The 20,093-nt window shown below is 74.0% G+C and carries 18 protein-coding genes and 1 riboswitch; of the genes, 11 read left to right on the top strand and 7 right to left on the bottom strand.

The features are described from left to right. Window positions 1–39: 39 nt before the first annotated feature. A riboswitch (cobalamin riboswitch) is annotated at window positions 40–116 on the bottom strand. 101 nt (window positions 117–217) lie between these two features. The 3 genes from cobG to ACZ6TU_RS15565 are packed head-to-tail and all read left to right on the top strand — an operon-like array spanning window position 218 to window position 3,677. Beyond that, window positions 218–1,504, top strand: a complete 1,287-nt coding sequence (gene cobG, locus ACZ6TU_RS15575) for a precorrin-3B synthase (protein WP_469548760.1) — start codon at window positions 218–220, stop codon at window positions 1,502–1,504. Next, window positions 1,501–2,172: a precorrin-8X methylmutase gene (locus ACZ6TU_RS15570; RefSeq protein ID WP_467669838.1), complete on the top strand. Its 672-nt coding sequence runs from the start codon at window positions 1,501–1,503 to the stop codon at window positions 2,170–2,172. The genes cobG and ACZ6TU_RS15570 overlap by 4 nt, the downstream gene beginning before the upstream one ends. Continuing rightward, entirely contained in the window at window positions 2,169–3,677 is a 1,509-nt protein-coding gene (locus tag ACZ6TU_RS15565; protein ID WP_467669836.1) for a precorrin-2 C(20)-methyltransferase, read from the top strand. Before ACZ6TU_RS15570 ends, ACZ6TU_RS15565 begins: the two co-directional genes overlap by 4 nt. Window positions 3,678–3,798: 121 nt before the next feature. On the opposite strand, the gene ACZ6TU_RS15560 is transcribed toward ACZ6TU_RS15565, so the two are convergent. Beyond that, complete coding sequence (locus ACZ6TU_RS15560; RefSeq protein ID WP_469548757.1) at window positions 3,799–4,563, bottom strand: cobalt-precorrin-6A reductase; 765 nt, start codon at window positions 4,561–4,563, stop codon at window positions 3,799–3,801. Between the two features lie 18 nt (window positions 4,564–4,581). Here ACZ6TU_RS15560 and ACZ6TU_RS15555 point away from each other — a divergent pair, with 18 nt between their 5' ends. Beyond that, window positions 4,582–5,700 (top strand): cobalt-precorrin-5B (C(1))-methyltransferase, encoded by a 1,119-nt coding sequence (locus ACZ6TU_RS15555; protein WP_467669832.1) that lies wholly within the window; start codon window positions 4,582–4,584, stop codon window positions 5,698–5,700. Window positions 5,701–5,728: 28 nt separating this feature from the next. On the opposite strand, the gene cobM is transcribed toward ACZ6TU_RS15555, so the two are convergent. Together cobM and cbiE are read right to left on the bottom strand one after the other, a co-directional pair. Beyond that, complete coding sequence (cobM, locus tag ACZ6TU_RS15550; RefSeq protein ID WP_388053988.1) at window positions 5,729–6,478, bottom strand: precorrin-4 C(11)-methyltransferase; 750 nt, start codon at window positions 6,476–6,478, stop codon at window positions 5,729–5,731. Continuing rightward, entirely contained in the window at window positions 6,475–7,737 is a 1,263-nt protein-coding gene (gene cbiE / locus ACZ6TU_RS15545) for a precorrin-6y C5,15-methyltransferase (decarboxylating) subunit CbiE (protein ID WP_467669830.1), read from the bottom strand. Before cbiE ends, cobM begins: the two co-directional genes overlap by 4 nt. A 158-nt stretch (window positions 7,738–7,895) precedes the next feature. On the opposite strand from cbiE, the gene ACZ6TU_RS15540 reads away from it, so the two are divergent. Continuing rightward, window positions 7,896–9,404, top strand: a complete 1,509-nt coding sequence (locus ACZ6TU_RS15540) for an APC family permease (RefSeq protein ID WP_467669828.1) — start codon at window positions 7,896–7,898, stop codon at window positions 9,402–9,404. A gap of 96 nt (window positions 9,405–9,500) precedes the next feature. Here ACZ6TU_RS15540 and ACZ6TU_RS15535 read toward each other — a convergent pair whose 3' ends face one another. Next, window positions 9,501–9,887, bottom strand: a complete 387-nt coding sequence (locus ACZ6TU_RS15535) for a (2Fe-2S) ferredoxin domain-containing protein (RefSeq protein WP_469548752.1) — start codon at window positions 9,885–9,887, stop codon at window positions 9,501–9,503. Between the two features lie 161 nt (window positions 9,888–10,048). On the opposite strand from ACZ6TU_RS15535, the gene ACZ6TU_RS15530 reads away from it, so the two are divergent. Then, a complete protein-coding gene (locus tag ACZ6TU_RS15530) occupies window positions 10,049–10,795 on the top strand; it encodes a hypothetical protein (RefSeq protein WP_469548749.1) in 747 nt (248 codons plus the stop codon). Between the two features lie 12 nt (window positions 10,796–10,807). On the opposite strand, the gene ACZ6TU_RS15525 is transcribed toward ACZ6TU_RS15530, so the two are convergent. Continuing rightward, entirely contained in the window at window positions 10,808–11,965 is a 1,158-nt protein-coding gene (locus tag ACZ6TU_RS15525; RefSeq protein WP_467669822.1) for a Rieske 2Fe-2S domain-containing protein, read from the bottom strand. A gap of 100 nt (window positions 11,966–12,065) precedes the next feature. Continuing rightward, window positions 12,066–13,634 (bottom strand): IucA/IucC family protein, encoded by a 1,569-nt coding sequence (locus ACZ6TU_RS15520; protein WP_469548746.1) that lies wholly within the window; start codon window positions 13,632–13,634, stop codon window positions 12,066–12,068. A gap of 109 nt (window positions 13,635–13,743) precedes the next feature. Here ACZ6TU_RS15520 and ACZ6TU_RS15515 point away from each other — a divergent pair, with 109 nt between their 5' ends. Genes ACZ6TU_RS15515 through ACZ6TU_RS15505 form a run of 3 tightly spaced genes read left to right on the top strand, consistent with a single transcriptional unit; the run spans window position 13,744 to window position 17,350 of the window. Next, a complete protein-coding gene (locus ACZ6TU_RS15515) occupies window positions 13,744–15,240 on the top strand; it encodes an IucA/IucC family protein (RefSeq protein WP_469548744.1) in 1,497 nt (498 codons plus the stop codon). A gap of 44 nt (window positions 15,241–15,284) precedes the next feature. After that, window positions 15,285–16,559, top strand: a complete 1,275-nt coding sequence (locus ACZ6TU_RS15510) for a VWA domain-containing protein (RefSeq protein ID WP_469548741.1) — start codon at window positions 15,285–15,287, stop codon at window positions 16,557–16,559. Then, the gene (locus tag ACZ6TU_RS15505; RefSeq protein ID WP_469548738.1) at window positions 16,559–17,350 is read left to right on the top strand and encodes a hypothetical protein; all 792 of its coding nucleotides are present in this window, start codon (window positions 16,559–16,561) and stop codon (window positions 17,348–17,350) included. Before ACZ6TU_RS15510 ends, ACZ6TU_RS15505 begins: the two co-directional genes overlap by 1 nt. A gap of 93 nt (window positions 17,351–17,443) precedes the next feature. Here the strand turns inward: ACZ6TU_RS15505 and ACZ6TU_RS15500 are convergent, their stop codons facing one another. Continuing rightward, window positions 17,444–18,070, bottom strand: a complete 627-nt coding sequence (locus tag ACZ6TU_RS15500) for a winged helix-turn-helix transcriptional regulator (protein ID WP_467669813.1) — start codon at window positions 18,068–18,070, stop codon at window positions 17,444–17,446. Window positions 18,071–18,156: 86 nt separating this feature from the next. On the opposite strand from ACZ6TU_RS15500, the gene ACZ6TU_RS15495 reads away from it, so the two are divergent. Together ACZ6TU_RS15495 and ACZ6TU_RS15490 are read left to right on the top strand one after the other, a co-directional pair. Beyond that, window positions 18,157–19,365, top strand: a complete 1,209-nt coding sequence (locus ACZ6TU_RS15495) for a pyridoxal phosphate-dependent aminotransferase (RefSeq protein WP_467669811.1) — start codon at window positions 18,157–18,159, stop codon at window positions 19,363–19,365. 80 nt (window positions 19,366–19,445) lie between these two features. Further along, window positions 19,446–20,075: a hypothetical protein gene (locus tag ACZ6TU_RS15490; RefSeq protein ID WP_467669809.1), complete on the top strand. Its 630-nt coding sequence runs from the start codon at window positions 19,446–19,448 to the stop codon at window positions 20,073–20,075. The last annotated feature ends 18 nt before the right edge of the window (window positions 20,076–20,093 follow it).

Below are 20,093 nucleotides of genomic sequence, written 5' to 3'. Positions count from 1 at the left end.
TCGGGGTGTCCGCGCCCCGGGCGGGTGGTGGGACGGCGGGAGTTCCTGGCTCGCCCGGCCCGTGTGGGCCGGGCTCACAGTGGCGGGACCGCGCCGGACTCGCACCGGACTTCCTCCCCTGTCGCCGTCGTGGCGTCGGCGGACCGGATGATCCACCGAGGAGCATAGTAAGGGGCGGGGGAAAAGGGCGGGGCATACACCGGGTGTGATGGTAGGTATGCTCGCCGCCATGTCCACGCCTGCCCTCCGTTCATCGCCCCAGGCCACAGCCGTCTCACGGGACCGCGGTGACGCCTGCCCGGGGACGCTGCGGCTGCACGCGGCGGACGACGGCGCGCTGGCCCGAGTCCGGGTCCCCGGCGGGGTCCTGACCGTGCGGCAGGCGCAGGCGCTCGCCGACGCGGCGGAGCGGCTGGGCGACGGGGATCTGCATCTGACCTCGCGCGGCAACGTGCAGCTTCGGGGTCTGGACGGCGGCTGCGGCGGGGAGTTGGCCGGGCTGCTGGACGCCGCCGGGCTGCTGCCCTCGCGCGGGCACGAGCGGGTGCGCAACATCGTGGCCTCGCCGTTGTCCGGTCTCGACGGGCGGGGCGCGCTGGACGTAGGGCCCTGGCTGACGGCCCTCGACGCGGCCCTGTGCGCGAGCGAGGCGGCCCAGGCCCTGTCGGGGCGTTTCCTGTTCGCGCTCGACGACGGACGCGGTGACGTGGCCGGTCTCGGTGCCGATGTGACGGTACGGGCGACGGCGGACGACGGTGCGCGACTCGGCCTCGGAGCGGCCGGCGATGCGCTGCGCGTCACCGCCGAGGAGGCGGCGCGGGCCGCGCTGCTGGCCGCGGAGACCTTCCTGGAGGCGGCCCGGGCGAGCGGGGCGCAGGTCTGGCGTGTGGAGGAACTCGCCCTTCCCGAGGGCGAGTTGCTCGATACGGTCGGCCGGCGTCTGACCGCCGAGGGCATCCGCCACGAGCGGCGGGGCCGGGAGACCGGCCGCACGGACGGACCGCCCCCGGGAGTCGTCGGTGACAGCCTCTCCGTGCACGTACCGCTGGGCCGGCTCTCGGCGCGCCAGTGGCGGGAACTGACGCACGTCGCCGCCGGTGAGCTGCGTCTGACCCCATGGCGCGGTGTGGTTCTTCCCACACCGGGGACCCGCGCCGACGAGTCCCTCGCCCGCCTCGCCGCCACCGGCCTCGTCACCGAACCCCGCTCCCCCTGGCTGCGCGTCGGCGCCTGCGTCGGCAGGCCCGGATGCGCCAAGTCGCAGGCGGACGTACGGACCGACGCGGCCGCGACCCTCGGCGCCGTCGACCCGCACGGCCTGCCCCTGTACTGGTCCGGGTGCGAACGCCGCTGCGGGCACCCCCGGGGCGACCGCGTCGACGTGGTCGCCGCTCCGGGCGGCGGCTACCGGCTCGCCACCGCCGTACACGGCGAGGAACCCCGGACCACCTCGATGAACGACCCCGCCCGACTCGCCGCCGCCCTGGCGGCGATCAGCTCATGACCCGTACGACGACCGAGAGCAGCGAGAACACCACCGTGACCACGTACGACTACGAGAAGGACGGCGCGGCCATCTACCGCCAGTCCTTCGCCACCATCCGCGCGGAGGCGGACCTCGCGGCCCTGCCCGCCGACGTCAGCCAGGTCGCGGTCCGGATGATCCACGCCTGCGGGATGGTCGACCTCGTACGGGACCTGGCCTACACGCCGGCCGTGGTGTCCCGCGCCCGTGCGGCCCTGCGCGCGGGCGCGCCCATCTTCACGGACGTGCAGATGGTGGCCAGCGGGGTGACGCGCAAGCGACTGCCCGCCGGCAACGACGTGCTCTGCACGCTGTCCGACCCGTCCGTGCCGGAGCTGGCGTCGAAGCTGGGCACCACGCGCAGCGCCGCCGCGATGGAGCTGTGGCGGGACCGGCTGGAGGGCTCGGTGGTCGCCGTCGGCAACGCGCCCACCGCGCTGTTCCGGCTGCTGGAGATGATCGAGGAGGGGGCGCCCCGGCCCGCCGCCGTGATCGGCGTGCCGGTCGGCTTCGTCGGGGCCGCCGAGTCCAAGGACGCCCTGGCCGCACATCCGTCCGGTCTTGAGCACCTGGTCGTGCGCGGCCGTCGCGGGGGCAGCGCCATCGCCGCCGCCGCGCTCAACGCGATCGCGAGTGAGGAAGAGTGAGCGGCAAGCAGTCCACAGCGGGGCGGCTGTACGGGGTCGGGCTCGGCCCCGGTGACCCGTCCCTGATGACCGTACGGGCCGTGGAGGTCATCGCCGAGGCGGACGTGATCGCGTACCACAGTGCCCGGCACGGCCGTTCCATCGCCCGCTCGATCGCGGCGAAGCACATCCGCGCCGACCACGTCGAGGAGCGGCTGGTCTACCCGGTCACGACCGAGACCACCGACCATCCCGGCGGTTACCAGGGCGCGATCGAGGAGTTCTACGCCGAGGCGTCGGCCCGGCTCGCCGCGCACCTGGACGCGGGGCGGACGGTCGCGGTCCTCGCCGAGGGCGATCCGCTCTTCTACGGCTCCTACATGCACATGCACAAGCGGCTCGCCGACCGCTACGACACCGAGGTGATCCCCGGTGTGACGTCCGTGTCCGCCGCCGCCGCGCGGCTGGGCACCCCGCTCGCCGAGGGCGAGGAGGTCCTGACCATTCTGCCGGGCACCCTGCCCGAGGAGGAGCTGACCGCACGGCTCGCCTCGACCGACGCGGCCGTGGTGATGAAGCTGGGGCGGACCTTCACCAAGGTGCGCAGCGCGCTGGAGGGTTCGGGGCGGCTGGGCGACGCCCGGTATGTCGAGCGGGCCACCATGGACGGGGAGCGGCTCGCCGAACTGGCGGACGTGGACGCGGAGTCGGTGCCGTACTTCTCGGTAGCCGTGCTGCCGAGCCAAGTTGACACCGAGCGGCCGGAGGCCCGGGAGCGGGGCGAGGTCGTCGTGGTCGGGACCGGGCCGGCCGGTCCCCTGTGGCTGACGCCCGAGACCCGGGGTGCGCTGGCCGCCGCCGACGACCTGGTCGGCTACACGACCTACCTCGACCGGGTGCCGCGGCGCCCCGGGCAGGTCCGGCACGGCTCGGACAACCGGGTGGAGTCGGAGCGCGCCGAGTTCGCCCTCGATCTGGCCCGGCGCGGGCGGCGGGTCGCGGTCGTCTCCGGCGGCGACCCGGGCGTCTTCGCCATGGCGACGGCCGTCCTGGAGGCCGCGTCCCAGGAGGAGTACGCGGAGGTCCCGGTGCGGGTGCTGCCGGGGGTGACCGCCGCCAACGCGGCAGCGGCCCGTGCGGGCGCCCCGCTCGGCCACGACTACGCCGCCATTTCCCTCTCCGACCGGCTCAAGCCGTGGGAGGTCATCGCCGGGCGGCTGCACGCGGCGGCCTCGGCGGACCTGGTGCTGGCCCTGTACAACCCCGGCTCGCGCAGCCGCACCTGGCAGGTGGGCAAGGCACGCGAGCTGCTCCTGGAGCACCGGGCGCCGGACACCCCGGTCGTGGTGGCGCGGGACGTGGGCGGCGCCGGGGAGCGCGTCCGGATCGTACGACTGTCCGATCTGGATCCTGCCGAGGTCGACATGCGCACGATCCTGCTGGTCGGCTCCTCCCAGACCCGGGCCGTACGGCGCGGTGACGGCGAGGAGATCGTGTGGACCCCGCGCCGCTACCCGGAGGCGTGAGAGGTCACGGCGGCCGGCTCGCCGCCTGCTCGGAGACCAGGCCCGGGTACGGACACGATGTGAGGCGGGGCCGCGCACCGGCCAACGGCCGGCCCGGCCCGTCTCCGGGCCGGGCCGGTTCTCAGCCGGTCGCCGGGAACCCGCGCCCGGGGAACCTCTCCCCGACCCACCGGGCCGCCTCCTCCGGCCCGGCCACGAGCGGGACGCCCTCGGGGACCGGGGGGCGGCGGACCACGAGGACCGGCAGTCCGGCCTCACGGGCGGCCGTCAGCTTCGGGGCGGTGGCCGCTCCCCCGCTGTCCTTGGTCACCACGACCTCGATACGGTGCCGGCGCAGCAGCTCGCGTTCGCCGTCGAGCGTGAACGGGCCCCGGTCGAGCAGCACCTCCATGCGGGCCGGGTGCGGGGCCTCGGGCGCGTCCACGGACCGTACGAGGAACCACAGGTCGTCCAGCGCGGCGAACGCGGCCAGGCCCATGCGCCCGGTCGTGAGGAACACGCGCCGGCCGAGCTCGGGCAGCAGCCTCGCGGCCTCCTCCAGGGAGCGGGCGTCGTGCCAGTCGTCGCCCGCGACGGGGACCCAGCCGGGGCGCCGCAGGGCGAGCAGGGGAACATGGGCGGTGGCGGCGGCCCGCGCCGCGTGGAAACTGATCGTCCCGGCGAAAGGGTGGGTGGCGTCGATGAGCACGTCCACCCGGTGCTCGCGCAGCCACGTGGTCAGTCCCTCCACCCCGCCGAAGCCGCCGATCCGGACCTCGCCAGGAGGCAGGCGGGGGCTGGCCACCCGCCCGGCGAGGGAACTGGTCAGGGTCAGGCCGGGCGTGTCGTGGAGCAGTTCGGCAAGACGGCGGGCTTCCGTGGTGCCGCCGAGAATCAGTACGCGCATGGAAGTCCAGGTCCGTTCATGAGCAGCGAAGTGAAGGGCGGCCGCAGGGCCCAGCTGGAGCGCACCGGCCTGCGGCCCGGCTGGACCACCGGCGCCTGTGCGACGGCGGCCACGACGGCGGCGTACACCGCCCTGCTGACCGGTGAGTTTCCCGACCCCGTGACGATCACCCTGCCGAAGGGGCAGACGCCGTCGTTCGCGCTGGCCGTCGAGGAGCTGGGCGACGGGCACGCGATGGCGGGGGTCGTGAAGGACGCCGGAGACGACCCGGACGTCACGCACGGCGCGCTGGTCCGGGTCACGGTACGGCGGCTGCCCGCCGGGTCCGGGGTCGTGTTCAAGGCGGGCCCGGGGGTCGGCACCATCACCCGCCCCGGCCTGCCCCTGCCCGTCGGCGAACCGGCCGTCAACCCGGTCCCCCGGCAGATGATGCGCGACCACGTCGCCGAGGTCGCCGCCCGGCACGGCGGTTCGGGCGACGTCGAGATCACCGTCTCCGTCGACCACGGCGAGGAGATCGCCCGCTCCACCTGGAATCCCCGGCTCGGCATCCTGGGCGGCCTGTCCGTCCTGGGCACGACCGGCATCGTCGTCCCGTACTCCTGCTCGGCCTGGATCGACTCCATCCGGCGGGGCGTGGACGTCGCGCGGGCGGCGGGGCGTACGCATGTCGCCGGATGCACCGGGTCGACGTCGGAGAAGACGGTCGTGGCCGAGTACGGGCTGCCCGAGGACGCCCTGCTCGACATGGGCGACTTCGCGGGCGCCGTGCTGAAGTACATCCGCCGCCACCCCGTCGACCGCCTGACGATCTGCGGCGGCTTCGCCAAGCTCTCCAAGCTCGCCGCCGGGCACCTCGACCTGCACTCGGCCCGTTCCCAGGTCGACAAGGGCTTCCTCGCCGAGCTGGCCCGGCGCGGCGGCGCCGACGAGACGCTGGCCGCGGAGGTGGCGGACGCCAACACCGGGCTCGCCGCGCTCCAGTCGTGTCTGGCCGCCGGGGTGCCGCTCGGCGACCTGGTCGCCACGACCGCCCGCGACGAGGCCCTGGCCGTGCTGCGCGGGGCGCCGGTCGTGGTCGACGTGATCTGCATCGACCGGGCGGGGACGGTGGTCGGGCGCAGCGCGCCGGCCTGACGGCGGGGGCCGTACACGTTCACCGCACTCAGCACACGTGGCGTTCCCGCTCCGGCGAGTACAGGTGACTGTCCCGGAACTGTTCCGCCCCGAGCGTCCGCCCCACCATGATCACGGCCGTGCGCAGCACACCGGCCTCCTTCGTCTTCCCCGCGATCTCGTCGAGCGTGCCGCGGATGATCAGCTCGTCCGGGCGGGAGGCGTAGGCGACGACCGCGGCGGGGCAGTCGGCGCCGTAGTGCGGGAGGAGTTCGCCGACCACGCGGTCCACGTACTTGGCGGCCAGGTGCAGCACGATCAGCGCGCCGCTGCGGCCGAGGGTGGCCAGGTCCTCTCCCTCGGGCATGGCGGTGGCCCGGTTGGCGACGCGGGTGAGGATCACGGTCTGGCCGACGGTCGGTACGGTCAGCTCCCGCTTCAGGGACGCGGCCGCGGCGGCGAAGGCGGGGACGCCCGGGACGACCTCGTAGGGCACCCCGGCCGCGTCCAGCCGCCGCATCTGCTCGGCGACCGCGCTGAACACGGCGGGGTCCCCGGAGTGCAGCCGGGCCACGTCGTGCCCCTCCTCGTGGGCGCGCAGCAACTCGGCGGTGATCTGGTCCAGATCGAGCTGCGCGGTGTCCACCAGCCGGGCGTCCGGCGGGCATTCGGCGAGCAGTTCGCGCGGGACCAGGCTGCCCGCGTACAGACAGACCCGGCAGGCGGCGAGCGTGCGGGCGCCGCGCACGGTGATCAGGTCGGCGGCACCGGGCCCGGCACCGATGAAGTACACGGTCATCTGTCTGCTCCCGAAGAGGTGTCGAGCGTTTTCCGGACGGCCCACTGGGTCACCGGCATCGCCTGCCGCCACCCGGTGAAGCCTCCCACCGGCACGGCGTGCGCCACGGCGAGCCGCACCAGTTCGCCGCCGTGCCGCCGATGTGCGTCGGCGAGCAGCGCCTCGGACTCCAGCGTCACGGTGTTGGCGACCAGCCGCCCGCCGCCGGGCAGTGCCTCCCAGCACGCGTCCAGGAGGCCGGGCGCGGTGAGACCGCCGCCGACGAACACGGCGTCGGGCGGCGGGAGTTCGGCGAGGACGGCGGGCGCGGCGCCGGTGACGACCCGCAGCGCGGGCACGCCGAGCCGGTCCGCGTTGCGGGCGATGCGTTCGGCGCGCGCCGGGTCCCGCTCCACGGTGACCGCCCGGCACGAGGGGTGGGTACGCATCCACTCGACGGCGATCGAGCCGGAGCCGCCCCCGATGTCCCACAGCAGTTCGCCGGGTGCGGGGGCGAGCACGCCGAGGGTGGCGGCGCGGATGTGCCGCTTGGTGAGCTGCCCGTCGTGCTCGTACGCCTCGTCGGGGAGCCCGGGCACGGCGCCCAGCCGCAGGGCGTCCGGGGCGCGGCGGCACTCCACGGCGACGATGTTGAGCGGATCGCCGGGCGGCCGCTCCGCAGGCCAGTCGTCGGCGGTGGCCTCGTCGGTCGTGCGTTCCTTGTCACCGCCGAGCTGTTCGAGGACGCGCATCCGGCTGGGCCCGAAGCCCCGGTCGCGCAGCAGGGCGGCGACCTCGCCGGGGGTGGTGGCGTCCGCGCTGAGGACGAGGAGCCGCCGACCGTGGTGCAGGGCGGCGGCCAGGCGGGCGGCGGGCCGGCCGACGAGCGTGACGACCTCCACGTCCTCCAGCGGCCAGCCGAGCCGGGCGGCGGCGTAGGAGACGGAGGAGGGGTGCGGCAGGACGCGCAGGGCGACGGTCTCCTCGGCGAGGGCGCGGCCGATGCCGTAGAACATGGGATCCCCGCTGGCCAGTACGGCGATCCGGCGCCCGGCGTGCGCGGCGAGCAGGCCGGGCACGGCGGGGCGCAGCGGCGAGGGCCAGGCGACGCGCTGCCCGGTGCACTCCGGCGGCAGCAGATCCAGCTGGCGGGGTCCGCCGATCAGGACCTCGGCCTCGCTCAGTGCGGTACGGGATGCGCCGGGCAGTCCCGTCCAGCCGTCGGCCCCGAGCCCGACGACGGTCACGGCGGCGGTCGGTGCGGGGGGTGCGGGGGTCACTGCGCGGTACCTCGGGTTCGGGGGCAACAGAGGCGCACTCTACTGGGCGCTGACCAGCGCGCCTGTGCTCGGGTACGCCATCCCGCCCCGTCCCTGGCTGCCCGGCCCCGTTCCTGCGTCTGCTGGTACGGAGTCGGAAGGCGGCGTAGAACGGGAGCATGGCCAGGGACGTCACGGAGGCGGGGCCGCCGCCGTCCGCCGGCCTGAAGCCCGATGCGGTCGGGTTCCTCGACGCGCTGGTCATCGGGCTCAACGCGACCTCCCCCGCGTACTCGGTGGCGGCGGTCATCGGCCCGGTCGTGGCGCTCGTCGGCATCCACGCGCCCGGGGTGATGCTCGCGTCGTTCGTGCCCATGTTGCTCATCGCGTCGGCGTTCTACTACCTCAACAAGGCCGACCAGGACTGCGGCACGACCTTCTCGTGGGTCACCCGGGCCATGGGGCCGTGGGCGGGCTGGCTCGGTGGCTGGGCCATCGCGATGACGGGTGTCCTGGTGGTCGGGTCGCTGGCGGACGTCGCCGTGACCTTCGCCCTGCTCGCCTTCGGCCTCGACGACTGGGCCGAGAACGACGTCGTGCGCCAGGTGCTCACGGTGCTGCTCATCCTGATGATGACGGCCGTCTGCGTGATCGGCACCGAGGTGTCGGCCAGGGTGCAGAACGTCCTCATCCTCGCGCAGGTCGTCTGCCTGCTCGCCTTCGCCGTGGTGGCGCTGTACCGCGTCTACGCCGACACCGGCACCCTCGACTCCGTCGAGCCGTCGTTCGGCTGGCTCGACCCCTTCGGAGCCGGCGGGGCGTCACTGACCGCCGCCCTGCTGCTGGGCGTGTTCATCTACTGGGGGTGGGAGTCGGCGGTCAACCTCACCGAGGAGGTCGAGAACTCCGCGACCGCCCCCGGCAGGGCGGCCGTCTGGTCGACGGTCGTGCTGCTGGTGACCTACGTGGCGGTCGGTTTCGCGGTCGTGGCCTACGCCGGAACGGCCTACCTCTCCGAGAACGCGGCGGAGGAGGAGTTCATCTTCGCGCTGCTCGCCGAGGAGGCGATGGGCGGCTGGGACCGGGTCGTGCTGCTTGCGGTCTCGACGTCCGCGCTCGCCTCCACGCAGACGACGATCATCCCGGCGTCGCGCACGGGCCTGTCCATGGCCCGCCGGCACGCGCTGCCCGCGCGCTTCGGCCGTATCCACCCGCGGTTCCGCACACCCGACGTGAGCACCTGGTGGGTCGCCGGCATCGCCATCGTCTGGTACCTCGTCCTCCACCACGTCAGTGAGAACGCCCTCTTCGACTCCCTGACCGCGTTGTCCCTGCTGATCGCGTTCTACTACGCGCTCACGGGTGTCGCGTGCGCGGTCTACTACCGGCACCGACTGACCCGGAGCGTCCGCGACTTCTTCCTGATCGGCCTCGGACCCCTGGTCGGCGCCGGGCTGCTGGCGTGGCTGCTGGTGGAATCCGTGGCGGACATGTCCGACCCGGCCGACTCCTACAGCGGCGTCTCGTGGTTCGGGCTCGGTCCGCCGCTCGTCATCGGCATCGGCATCGCCCTCACGGGCGTGGTCCTCATGGTCGTGTGGCGGCTGACGGCCCCCGCGTTCTGGTCGGAACGCCCCAGCACGGTCGACCCCGACCTCGTCCCCGGCGAGCCTGGCGGGGAGTCCTGAAGATGTCGGTGGTCCGCGCGGGGCGCTGCCGGCCTCGACCCCCACAAAGCTGCCGCACCTCTCGACCGTCCCGCCCTCCGCGTGCCGGCTCCCGGGTCACGAGGGGTCCGGGCGTCGTCGCGCGAGGGGGCTGAACACGTACAGGTCGAGGATCTCGGGCCGAGGGGCGACGCCCGGGCCGCCCTCCCGCACCCAGGAGACGACGTCCTCGGTCGCGGCCGGGTCGTTGACCAGCCCGAGCCACACCGGCCGGGCGCCGGCGGCCCGGCCTTCGGCGGACGGCTGGACGACGATGACGTTGGCCTGGTCGCAGACGTCGAGGCACGCGGAGATCCGCACCGGCCCCGCGGCGCGCAGCCGCTCGGTCTGGTCCGCGTGATCGACACCGGTCACCTTGCCACTGCCACAGCAGCAGTCCCGGCACACCACGATGCGGCAGGGTGCCGGACCGGTCGCCGTTCCGTTCAGGGGATCGTCGGTCACACCGGCTTCCTCGTCGTCTGCCCTCGCCTTGCCGCTGATCATCATTCCATGAGGCCGTCAGCCCGGATCGTGGGCGTGTGGTTCGGATACGGTTCGGGCGGAATCCGGCGAGCGATGGGGGGGGCGCGATGGGGTCGGGGAGACGGCAGGGGCCGGGGAACGTGGCATGGCTGTTGATGGGTGTCGTGACGCTCGTCGTCGGAGTGGCCATGGCACTGGAAGTCCGCGGGGCTCTGGACCGGGAGCGGGAGTTCCGTGCCGCGCCGGCCTGCGCCTCCGTCCCGGTGCGGGCGTCGGGGTGCCGGTGGGAGCAGGAGTTCACGGTCCGCAAGGCTGACACGAACCGTGGCAAGCGCAACGCCTCGCCCGTGGCGGAGCTGCTGCTGCCCTCCGGCAAGCCCTGGGAGGTCACGTTCCGGCAGACTGATCCGGTCGTGTCGGAGCTGGCGCCGGGCGAGAAGGTCGTCGGCCTGATCTGGCACGGGCAGGTCGTCGAGGTACGGGACGCCGACGGGCGGCGGCAGCAGACGTCCCAGGGGCCCGTGGGCCGGTCCGAGGACCGCCTCGGCGGCGCGCTCGCCTGTTTCTCGTTCGGTCTGCCCGCCTTCGTCGGCGGGGCGTGGGCCCTGTTCGCGCGAGGCGACCGGCGGCACGCGAAGGCGGCGGTCGTGGTGCGGTGGCACGGCGTCTGCATGGCCGTCGCGGCCCTCTTCACCCTGTGGGCGCAGGCGGCCAACGCCTGGCCGTTCTGGGCGGTCCCGGCGATCTGGGGGCCGCTCGCGCTGCTCGGCCTGGCCTCCATGACGGCCTTCGTCATCGCCGCCCTGCGCGGCGACATGGACGACGAGGCCCCGCCCGTCCCTGAGCCGGACCTGGACCCGACGGCTACGGCGTCAGGTCACTCCTGACCCCGGACGCCGTCAGGGAACCGCACCGTCGCACGGTGCGGCGCTGCCGCAGGCGGCGGCCCGGGCCCGGAGGGGGACGCCGTTCGCGCGCAGCACCTCGCGGACGTCGAGGATCAGCGGGAAGACCTCGTGGTTGCGGTCCTCGCCCTGCTCGTCCCAGGCCCGCTGCTCGGCTTCCACGGCCATGCGGTCCTCGGCGAACACCCGCTCGGTGAAACGCCTGATGAACGGCCAGGCCACCTGGAGCAGGCCGGGCATCCAGGGCTTCTCGATCATGAGCAGGCCGAAGGCGTGACACGTGCGCTGCTCGGCGTCCTCCGGCACATAGGCGGCCCAGAGGCGGAAGGCCGGGCGTTCGGCGTTCTCCGGGACGAGATCGAGCGTCTGGTACGGGTAGTCGGTGCGGATGGTCATGACGTCGGCGGTGCCGCCCCCGATGCCCTCGGCGGCCAGCAGGCCGGCGCTGCGGTTCCGCTTTCCCCCGGTGTGGGTGAACAGGTACCTGGCCTCCACGGACCGCTCGTCGGCCGCGTATCCCAGCAGTTCGGGGTGGAGCCTGCCGACGACGCCCCGGTGGAGGAACTGGTGGTTCATGTCCAGGAGGTTCTCGTGCATGAACGAGTAGTGGCAGCGCACGCTCCGGGAGTACGTCATGGTCCGGTACCGCGGTGAGCCGAAGGCGGGCAGGTCGGGCAGTGGTGTGGCCGCCGCTCGCTGCGGGTCGCCCGGGAAGACGAAGACCAGGCCGTACGCCTCGCGGACGGGGTAGCCGCGCACGCCGCGGGGCGGCCGGCGGTCGCCCTTGGCCAGGTACGGGATCTGCGAGATGCGGCCGTCACCGCGATAGGCCCAGGCGTGATAGCGGCAGCGGAGCGTCTCGCCCTCCACGACTCCCATGCTCAGCGGCACCTGCCGGTGGGCGCACCGGTCCTCCAGCGCGTGCACCTCACCGCTTCGTCCCCGGAACAGGGCGATGCGCTCACCGGCGAACGCGGTCGCCAGCACCCGCTCGCCGCGCACCCGCCGGGACAGGGCGACCGGATACCAGTGGTCCGGGTTCGCGCCCACGCGCCGAAGATCGGTCTCGGCGGGATCCTGGTCGCCGTGCCCCGAAAGCTGACCGCATCCGGCCTCGGCGGCGAGGGCGGTGGCCCTGTCGGTCTCGGTCATACCTCTCCTCGCGGGGGGACACGGCACGGACAGCCACCCTCACCCTGACCGCGAGTCTCCGCCGGTGCCCTGCCGGAGGGTCCGGACGGGTGAACGGCTCTCAGGCGCCGCGCAGCGGGTTGGGCAACGGCAGGTAGCGCGCGTCCGCGCCGTCCGCGCCCGTCCAGCGGAGCAGCAGGTTCGTCTTGCCGGGGAGGGTGGGTGAGGCGAGCAGGGCGGGGATCTCGGGGACGTCGTGGCAGGCGAGTTCGCGGCGGGCGGCGGGCCAGGGGTCGAAGCCGGGGTGGCGTTCCACGAGGGCGCCGGCGATCTCGCCGAGGTGGTTGACGACCAGGCAGTACACGAGCCGCTCCCAGCCCGCTTCCCGCTCCACGTCCGGCAGCAGTTTCACGCCCTCGGCGTCCCGGTACAGCGCCTGCACGGGCGTGCCGGCGGCGTCCACGGCGACCAGGGTGTTCTGGAGGTGCGCCTCGATGACGACACCGTGCCGGGCGAAGGCCGTGAGGGCCGGGGGCACGACCTGCGCCAGGTACGCGGCCCACCAGGCCTCGGGGTCGCCGGCCCGGTCGAGCGGGCTGCCGTCGAAGCCCTCGACGAGGCCCGCGGCGAGCAGCGGGGTCGCGCCGGGCAGGAGACGGCCGCCGAAGCCGTCCCGGACGAGGACGGCCAGGGCCTCGAAGGCGAAGTCGGCGGTGCGGTACCCGCGGTCGCCGAGCCAGGCCGGGGGGCCTTCGAACGTGTCGAAGGCGGCGCACACGGCCGTGTCGGTCCGGCGCAGGGCGAGCAGGTCGTGACGCCACAGCCGGCGGATGTCGTTGGTGATGCGCACGTCCAGGCTGAACTTCAGGAAGAGGTCGTGCCCGGGTGCGTAGAGCGTGCGGATCGCGGCCGTCGGCCAGGTGTCGAAGGCGGTCGTGCCGAGCCGGAGGAGTCTGCCGTCCGCGAAGGCGCCGGCGAGCTCCGGGCCGGCCAGGTCGAGCTGCCAGGGGTGGGCGGGCAGCAGCCGGTAGCCGGGCGGGGCCGTGCCGAGGGCGTCGAGGGCCGAGGTGTCGCCCTCCTCGACGACGGTGTCCTCGCGCAGCCCGAGCAGGGTCAGCGGGAAGCGGGCGTACGCTTCGGGCGCGTACGGCAGCCAGCCGGCGGCGGGGCCACCACCACGCGCCTTGGGGGCCGGGTGGTGGGTGTGGCCGGTGAGGAGGCACTGCTCGGAGCGCAGATAGGGGTCGTCGGGCGGGGTCTCCCGGGCGCGGGCGGCCAGCAGCGCGGCCACGGCGTCCCGGCTGTCGATCATCTCGGCGGGCAGTTCGTGGTTGGACAGCCCGGTGTGCCGGCGCAGTTCCTCGGCGACGAGTTTGACCAGCTCGGTGTGGCCGACACGGTGCCAGCGGCCGTCCACACGGATCTCGGGCTCGGCGGGCCGCCGCGTGCCGCGCACGCGCAGCAGGCGGTCCCCGCCGGGCAGGTGGTGGACCCGGTGCTCGCCCGACTCGCTCACCGGCCGCGCCACCTCCCGCAGCAGGCAGTTCAGCAGCGGCACGGCGGCGTACGCGTCGGCCCGTTCGGCGAGGCCGCCGGTGACCGGGTCGTCCTGGGCGGAGTCGCCCGGGGCGGATGCGCCGTGGGCGGAGTCGTCGCCGTCGGGCGGGGGCATGAGGTCCACGCGTTCCACTCGTTCCCTGCGGTCCTTCCGGATTTCCGGACTTCCGGGCGGAGATGATCAGTATGCGTGTCGTCGTCATCCCGCCGTGACGCCCTATTCGTACCCGAGGAGCCCGCCCGTGCACCGTTCCCCCACCGCCGAGGCCGAGGTCGCCGACGAACTGGCCGTCGTGCGCCCCTGTCTCCTGCCGCGGTACGAGGCCGAGTTGCCCGGCGCCCGGTCGGCCGTGCTGTCGCGTCTGTGGCGCGGTCTCGCCCACGATCCGCTGCCCTGGGTCACCCGCGGCGAGCAGGGCCGGGACGGGCTGACCCTGTACCTGTCCGACGGCCGCCGGCTGCACGGCCCGCGGCCGGATCCGTACGCGACCGGCGCGTACGTCACCGTCGTACGGCTCGACGAGGCGGAGTACGACGATCCGGCCCGGCTGGTGACGGACCTCGCCGTACCGCACTCCGCGCCCTTCGCCGCCGAACTCGGTCACAGCGTCGCCTCGTTGGCGCTGTCGAGAGCGGGGCAGGAGGGACGCGCCACGGACGGGTGGCCGGAGCGCGACTGGGAGTGGGAGCAGCGGATCGTCGACGGGCATCCGTTCCATCCCACCTGCCGCTCCCGGCCCGGTTTCTCGGTGGCCGAACAGCTCGCCTACGGGCCCGAGCACCGGCCGGTGGTGGATCTGGGGCTGGTGCCGGTGCGGGCGGAGGAGTGCCTGGTGACGGGGGCGTGGCCGCGGGATCTGCGGGACGGGGAGCGGGTGGTGCTGCCGGTGCATCCGTGGCAGGCGGCGCACGTGCTGAAGCGGGTGTGCGAGGAGCGGCGCGCCGGGCATCCCCTGATGGCGCTGCGGACGCTCGCGCTGCCCGGCGGGCCGCACGTCAAGACCTCGCTCAGTGCCCGGCTGACATCGTCGGTGCGGGACATCTCGCTGCCCTCGGTCGCCGCGTCCGCGGTGCTCTCGGAGTTCGCCGGGACTCCGGCTGCGCACACCGACGGCCTGCTGCACATGACCCGCACCCTGGGCGCGGCGGCGGCCGGCTCCCCCGACTTCGCGGCCGTCCTGCGGGAGCCCCCGGAGATGTACGCGGGGGACGGCGAACGGGTCCTGCCGGTGGCGGCGCTCGCCACCACCGACCTCCCCCGCTCCCCCGCCTGGCTGGCCCGCTTCGCGCGTCTCACCCTCACCGTGGGCCTGCGGCTGCTGGAGCTGGGCGTGGCCCTGGAGGCGCACGGCCAGAACCTCCTGGTGATCCTGTCGCCGGCGGGCGATCCGCTGCGGCTGGTCTACCGCGACCTGGCCGACATCCGCGTCAGCCCCGCCCGCCTCGCCCGGCACGGCATCACGGTGCCCGATCTGCCCGCCCGCATGGTCACGGACGACGAACGCACGCTCCGGCGCAAGCTGTTCGGCTCGCTGGTGGCGGGAGCGCTGGCCGGCACGGCGGGGTCGGGGGCGGCGCTCACGGAGGCGCTGGAGACGGCCGTACAGGATCTGCCCCGCACCCCGGACCTCGCGGCGCTGCGCGCGGACCCGCTGCCCACCAAGGCGCTGACTCTGATGCGGTTCTCGCCGCAGACGGCCGGGGACCAGTGGGCGGAACTGCCCAACCCTTTTGCCTGATCCCCGTTTTGGAGCACGGCACCAGCGATCAATAAGATCCGCCGATGATCACAAGAAAACGGCCGGTGGCAGCGGTCTGTGCCCTGCTCGCCGCGTTGACGGCCGGGCTCGCCTTCCCGGCCGGAGCGGCCGCCGGCGAACCCACGGGCCAGGACGCCCCCAAGGTCGACCTCGTCCTCGATGTGAGCGGTTCGATGCGGGCTCGGGACATCGACGGACAGTCGCGGATGGCCGCCGCGAAGCAGGCGTTCAACGAGGTGCTCGACGCGACGCCCGAGGAGGTCGAACTCGGCATCCGCACCCTGGGCGCCGAGTACCCCGGGGACGACCGCAAGACGGGCTGCAAGGACACCGCGCAGCTCTACCCGGTCGGCCCGCTGGACCGCACCGAGGCCAAGACGGCCGTCGCCACGCTCACCCCGACCGGCTGGACGCCGATCGGCCCGGCCCTGCTGAAGGCGGCCGACGACCTCGACGGCGGCGACGGCTCCAAGCGCATCGTGCTGATCAGCGACGGCGAGGACACGTGCGCCCCGCTCGACCCGTGCGAGGTGGCCCGCGAGATCGCCGCCAAGGGCATCGGCCTCACCATCGACACGCTGGGCCTGGTGCCGACGGCCGAGCTGAGCAGGCAGCTGAGCTGCATCGCCGAGGCCACCGGCGGCACGTACACCTCGGTGGAGCACCAGGACGAACTCACCGACCGCGTCAACCAGTTGGTGGACCGGGCGGCTGATCCGGTGGTGACGCCGGTGGCGGTGGAGGGCGCCGCCGAGTGCACCAGGGCACCGGCGCTGAAGTCCGGGCTGTACACGGACCGGGAGGAGTTCGGGCAGCAGCGCTGGTACCGGGTGGACGTGCTGCCGGGCCAGGAGCTGCGGGCCTCGGTGAGCGTGGCGGCCGACCGGGCCGTGAACCCCGGCTACGGGGTGCTGCTGCGGGCGGTCACGGTGCACGGCCGGGAGATCGTGCGCGGCGAGGCGGCGGGCAACGGCCGTACGGATGTGATCTCGACGGGGCTCAGGTACCCCGAGCCCGAGCGTGACGACACCGACAGCGACAAGCCGGCCGCGGAGACCTTGTGCCTGGCGGTCACCCACTCCTTCTCGGCGGCCTCCGGGGTGAAGACCACGCCCGGTCTGCCGCTGGAGCTGACGGTCGACCTCGTGGACGGCCCGAGCCGGGCGGGCGACGTGGCCTCCTTCGGCCTCGGCCGCGGCTGGTGGCTGCTCGGCGCGCTGATTCTCACCGGCTTCCTCGCCGGTCTCGTCTGGGGCTGGCTGTCGCGCTGGCGGGTCGCGGTCTGGAGGACCAACTGATGCGAACGGTACGTGTGTTGAGCGCCGCGCTGCTGACCCTCGGGCTGGCGGCCGCCCCGGCGGCCGCCGACTCCTCGCCGAGTCCGTCGCAGGACTCGTCGGCGGCCCCCACCCGGGCGGGCACCTCCTTCCGTACGGCCACGGAGATCGAGCAGGGGGAGCAGGCCACGGCGAGCGGCTCCACGGGCGACTACCTGTACTGGTCGTTCCCCGCCGACACCGGACAGCGCCCCACGGTCAGAGCGAAGGTGGAGCTGCCGGACACCCACGCCGCGCAGACCTGGCAGATCGACGTGTACGACGGCCTGCGCCGCCGCCAGGCCTGCCAGTACGGGGCACAGACCCGCACCGCGGCGGCGGACGCGCCCTCCGTGGAGCTGGCCTGCGTGCTGCGCACGGTCCGCGCCTGGTCGGAGCCGTGGGCGAACGACCCGCTGCCCGGCACCTACTACATCCGCCTGACGGCGACCGGTGTCCCCACCTCCGACCTGGGCCTCCCGGTCGGCACCGAGGTCCGCGCCGACTCCATGGACATCGGGGGCTCGGCAGCGGTGGACGGCTCACTGGCCGAGCCGCTGGTGCCGGGCATCGCGACGAAGTCCGAGGATCAGCAGGAGGACGCGGCAGTCCTGGCCGGCCTCGAACCGGAGGGCGGCTGGGCGTCCGGCCGGTGGTCGGACCGGTGGGTGTGGACGGCGATGGGTGGCGTGCTGGCCGCGCTGGCGGGGGTCGCCGGATACACGCTGACACGCGGCGCGGGACGGCCGCCCCGGGTGCCGCCGAACGCCTGACACGACATCAGAAGGCCCGCCTGGTGCGGGCCTTCTTTCATGCCTCGCGGAGTGCCTTGGCGAGGTCATGCCTCGCGGAGCGCTTGGTCGAGGTCATGCCTCGCGGAGCGCCTTGGCGAGCGTGCCCTCGCCGCTCACCTCGATCCGGCCCTCCCGCACGGCCCGGGCCAGGCTCAGCTCTCCCCGGCTGAGCGCCGTACACGTGCCGGTGTCCAGGACCAGCCGGGCGTCCGGCTCCCCGGGGGCGGGCCCGTCGCCGTACACGGGCCCCTCCTCGACACCGGCGTGCAGGTGGAACAGCCCCTCCTCCAGGCGGACTTCGACGAGCCCCTCCCCGTCCAGCAGGCGCAGCAGCGGCAGGGCGAACCAGTGCGCCCGTACCGCGTCCGTCGGCCGCCGCTCCCCGAGTTCCGCCTGGCCCCACTCCCCCAGCGCCTGGAGCACGGGCAGCAACCCACGTCCCCGGGCGGTGAGTTCGTACACGTAGGCCGCGCCGGGCGGCGGCAGCCGGCGGCGGGTCGCGAGGCCGTCGCGCTCCATGTCCTTCAGCCGCGAGGCGAGTACGTCCGTGCTGACGCCGGGCAGGTCCGCGTGCAGGTCGGTGTAGCGGCGGGGACCGGCGAGGAGCTCCCGGACGATCAGCAGGGTCCAGCGGTCGCCGACGAGGTCGAGGGCGCGGGCGGCGGAACAGTACTGGTCGTAGCTTCGGCGAGGTGGCATGCGACGCAGTCTAGACAAGTTGTTGGACTTTCCAAGCGGTTACTTGGTAAAACCAAGCAACACCAGTCAGCGAGGGGAAACGGCGCATGGAGTTCCGGCAGTCGAGCAAACTGAGCGAGGTCTGTTACGAGATCCGCGGCCCGGTGATAGAGCACGCCAACGCGCTGGAGGAGGCAGGTCACAGCGTGCTGCGCCTGAACACCGGCAACCCCGCGCTCTTCGGGTTCGAGGCACCGGAGGAGATCCTCCAGGACATGATCCGGATGCTGCCGCAGGCACACGGCTACACCGACTCGCGCGGCATCCTCCCCGCCCGCCGCGCGGTCGCCCAGCGCTACCAGACCCTGGGCCTGGAGGTCGGCGTCGACGACGTCTTCCTCGGCAACGGCGTGTCCGAACTGGTGTCGATGGCGGTCCAGGCACTGATCGAGGACGGCGACGAGATCCTCATCCCGGCCCCGGACTTCCCCCTGTGGACGGCCGTGACGACCCTCGCGGGCGGCAAGGCGGTCCACTACCTCTGCGACGAGCAGGCGGACTGGTACCCGGACCTGGACGACATGGCGTCGAAGATCACGGACCGCACGAAGGCCGTGGTCATCATCAACCCCAACAACCCCACCGGCGCGGTCTACCCGAAGGAGATCGTCGAGGGCATCCTGGACCTCGCCCGGCGGCACGGCCTGATGGTGTTCGCCGACGAGATCTACGACCAGATCCTCTACGACGACGCCGTGCACCACTCGGCCGCCGCGCTCGCTCCCGACCTGGTGGTGCTCACCTTCTGCGGCCTGTCCAAGACGTACCGCGTGGCGGGCTTCCGCTCGGGCTGGCTGGTGGTGACGGGACCGAGGCAGCACGCGAAGGACTACCTGGAGGGCCTCACGATGCTGGCCTCCATGCGGCTGTGCGCCAACGCGCCCGCCCAGTACGCCATCCAGGCCGCGCTCGGCGGCCGGCAGTCCATCCGGGACCTCACCGTGCCGGGCGGCCGCCTGCGCGAACAGCGCGACGTGGCCTGGGAGAAGCTGAACGAGATTCCCGGCGTGACCTGCGTGAAGCCGAAGGGGGCGCTGTACGCCTTCCCGCGCCTCGACCCCAAGGTGCACAAGATCCACGACGACGAGAAGTTCGTCCTGGACCTGCTGCTGCGGGAGAAGATCCAGGTGGTGCAGGGCACGGGCTTCAACTGGCCGACCCCGGATCACTTCCGGATCCTGACCCTCCCCTACGCCGATGACCTGGAGGCGGCGATCGGGCGGATCGGACGGTTCCTGGGCGGGTACCGGCAGTAGGCGCGATTGTCAGTGGCGGGTCGTAGCCTTCCAGCAGGTGGGGCGAGTGCCCCGGGGCCTGTGCCGGAGAGGAGCGCGCCGTGACCCGACCTCCGACCGCCGCGCAGCGGCGGGTCATCGACGCCGCCGATCCGGTGACCGGCCGGCTGCGGGGTACGGAGGCACAGCTCGCGGCGCTGGTGAAGCGGGGGCTCGCCTTCCGGCACCCCCGGCCGCCGCACGACCACTTCCTGACGCCGGAAGGCCACCGGGTGCGGCAGGGCGTCATGCAGGGGCCCGCGCCCGCCGCCGAGGCCCCCGCCACCGCCGGTGTGTTCGCCGCCCGCGTCGGCGGCGAGGAGGCGGCGCCGCAGGCCGGGCCCGCCCGGCGCCGTGAGGTGCACAGCGCCTGGCAGGGGCTGTTGGAGCTGCGCCGGATGACCAACCCGGACGGCGCCGTGGAGAGGCCGTGCGGCTGGGAGCGCACGCATCTCGTGCAGGCCGCCGCACTGGCGCTGGAGGCGGCCGGACACCGCCCGGCCGGGCGGGCCGACGGGGGCTACCGGGTGCGCGAGACCCCGCAGCCGGAGGCCGTCGCCGTGTACGAGCCGGACGGCGAGGCGCTGCGGACCTGCGCGGCCACCCTGGAAGGGGCAGGCTGGCAGGTGAGCGAGCACAGCGAGCCGCGCACCGGGACCCGTTACCTCCTGGCCTCGCCGCGCCGAGCGTGATGGGCATGCCAAGATCAG

The organism is Streptomyces sp. NPDC052064, from assembly GCF_055585925.1.
This window is presented reverse-complemented; position numbering and strand designations above follow the sequence as displayed.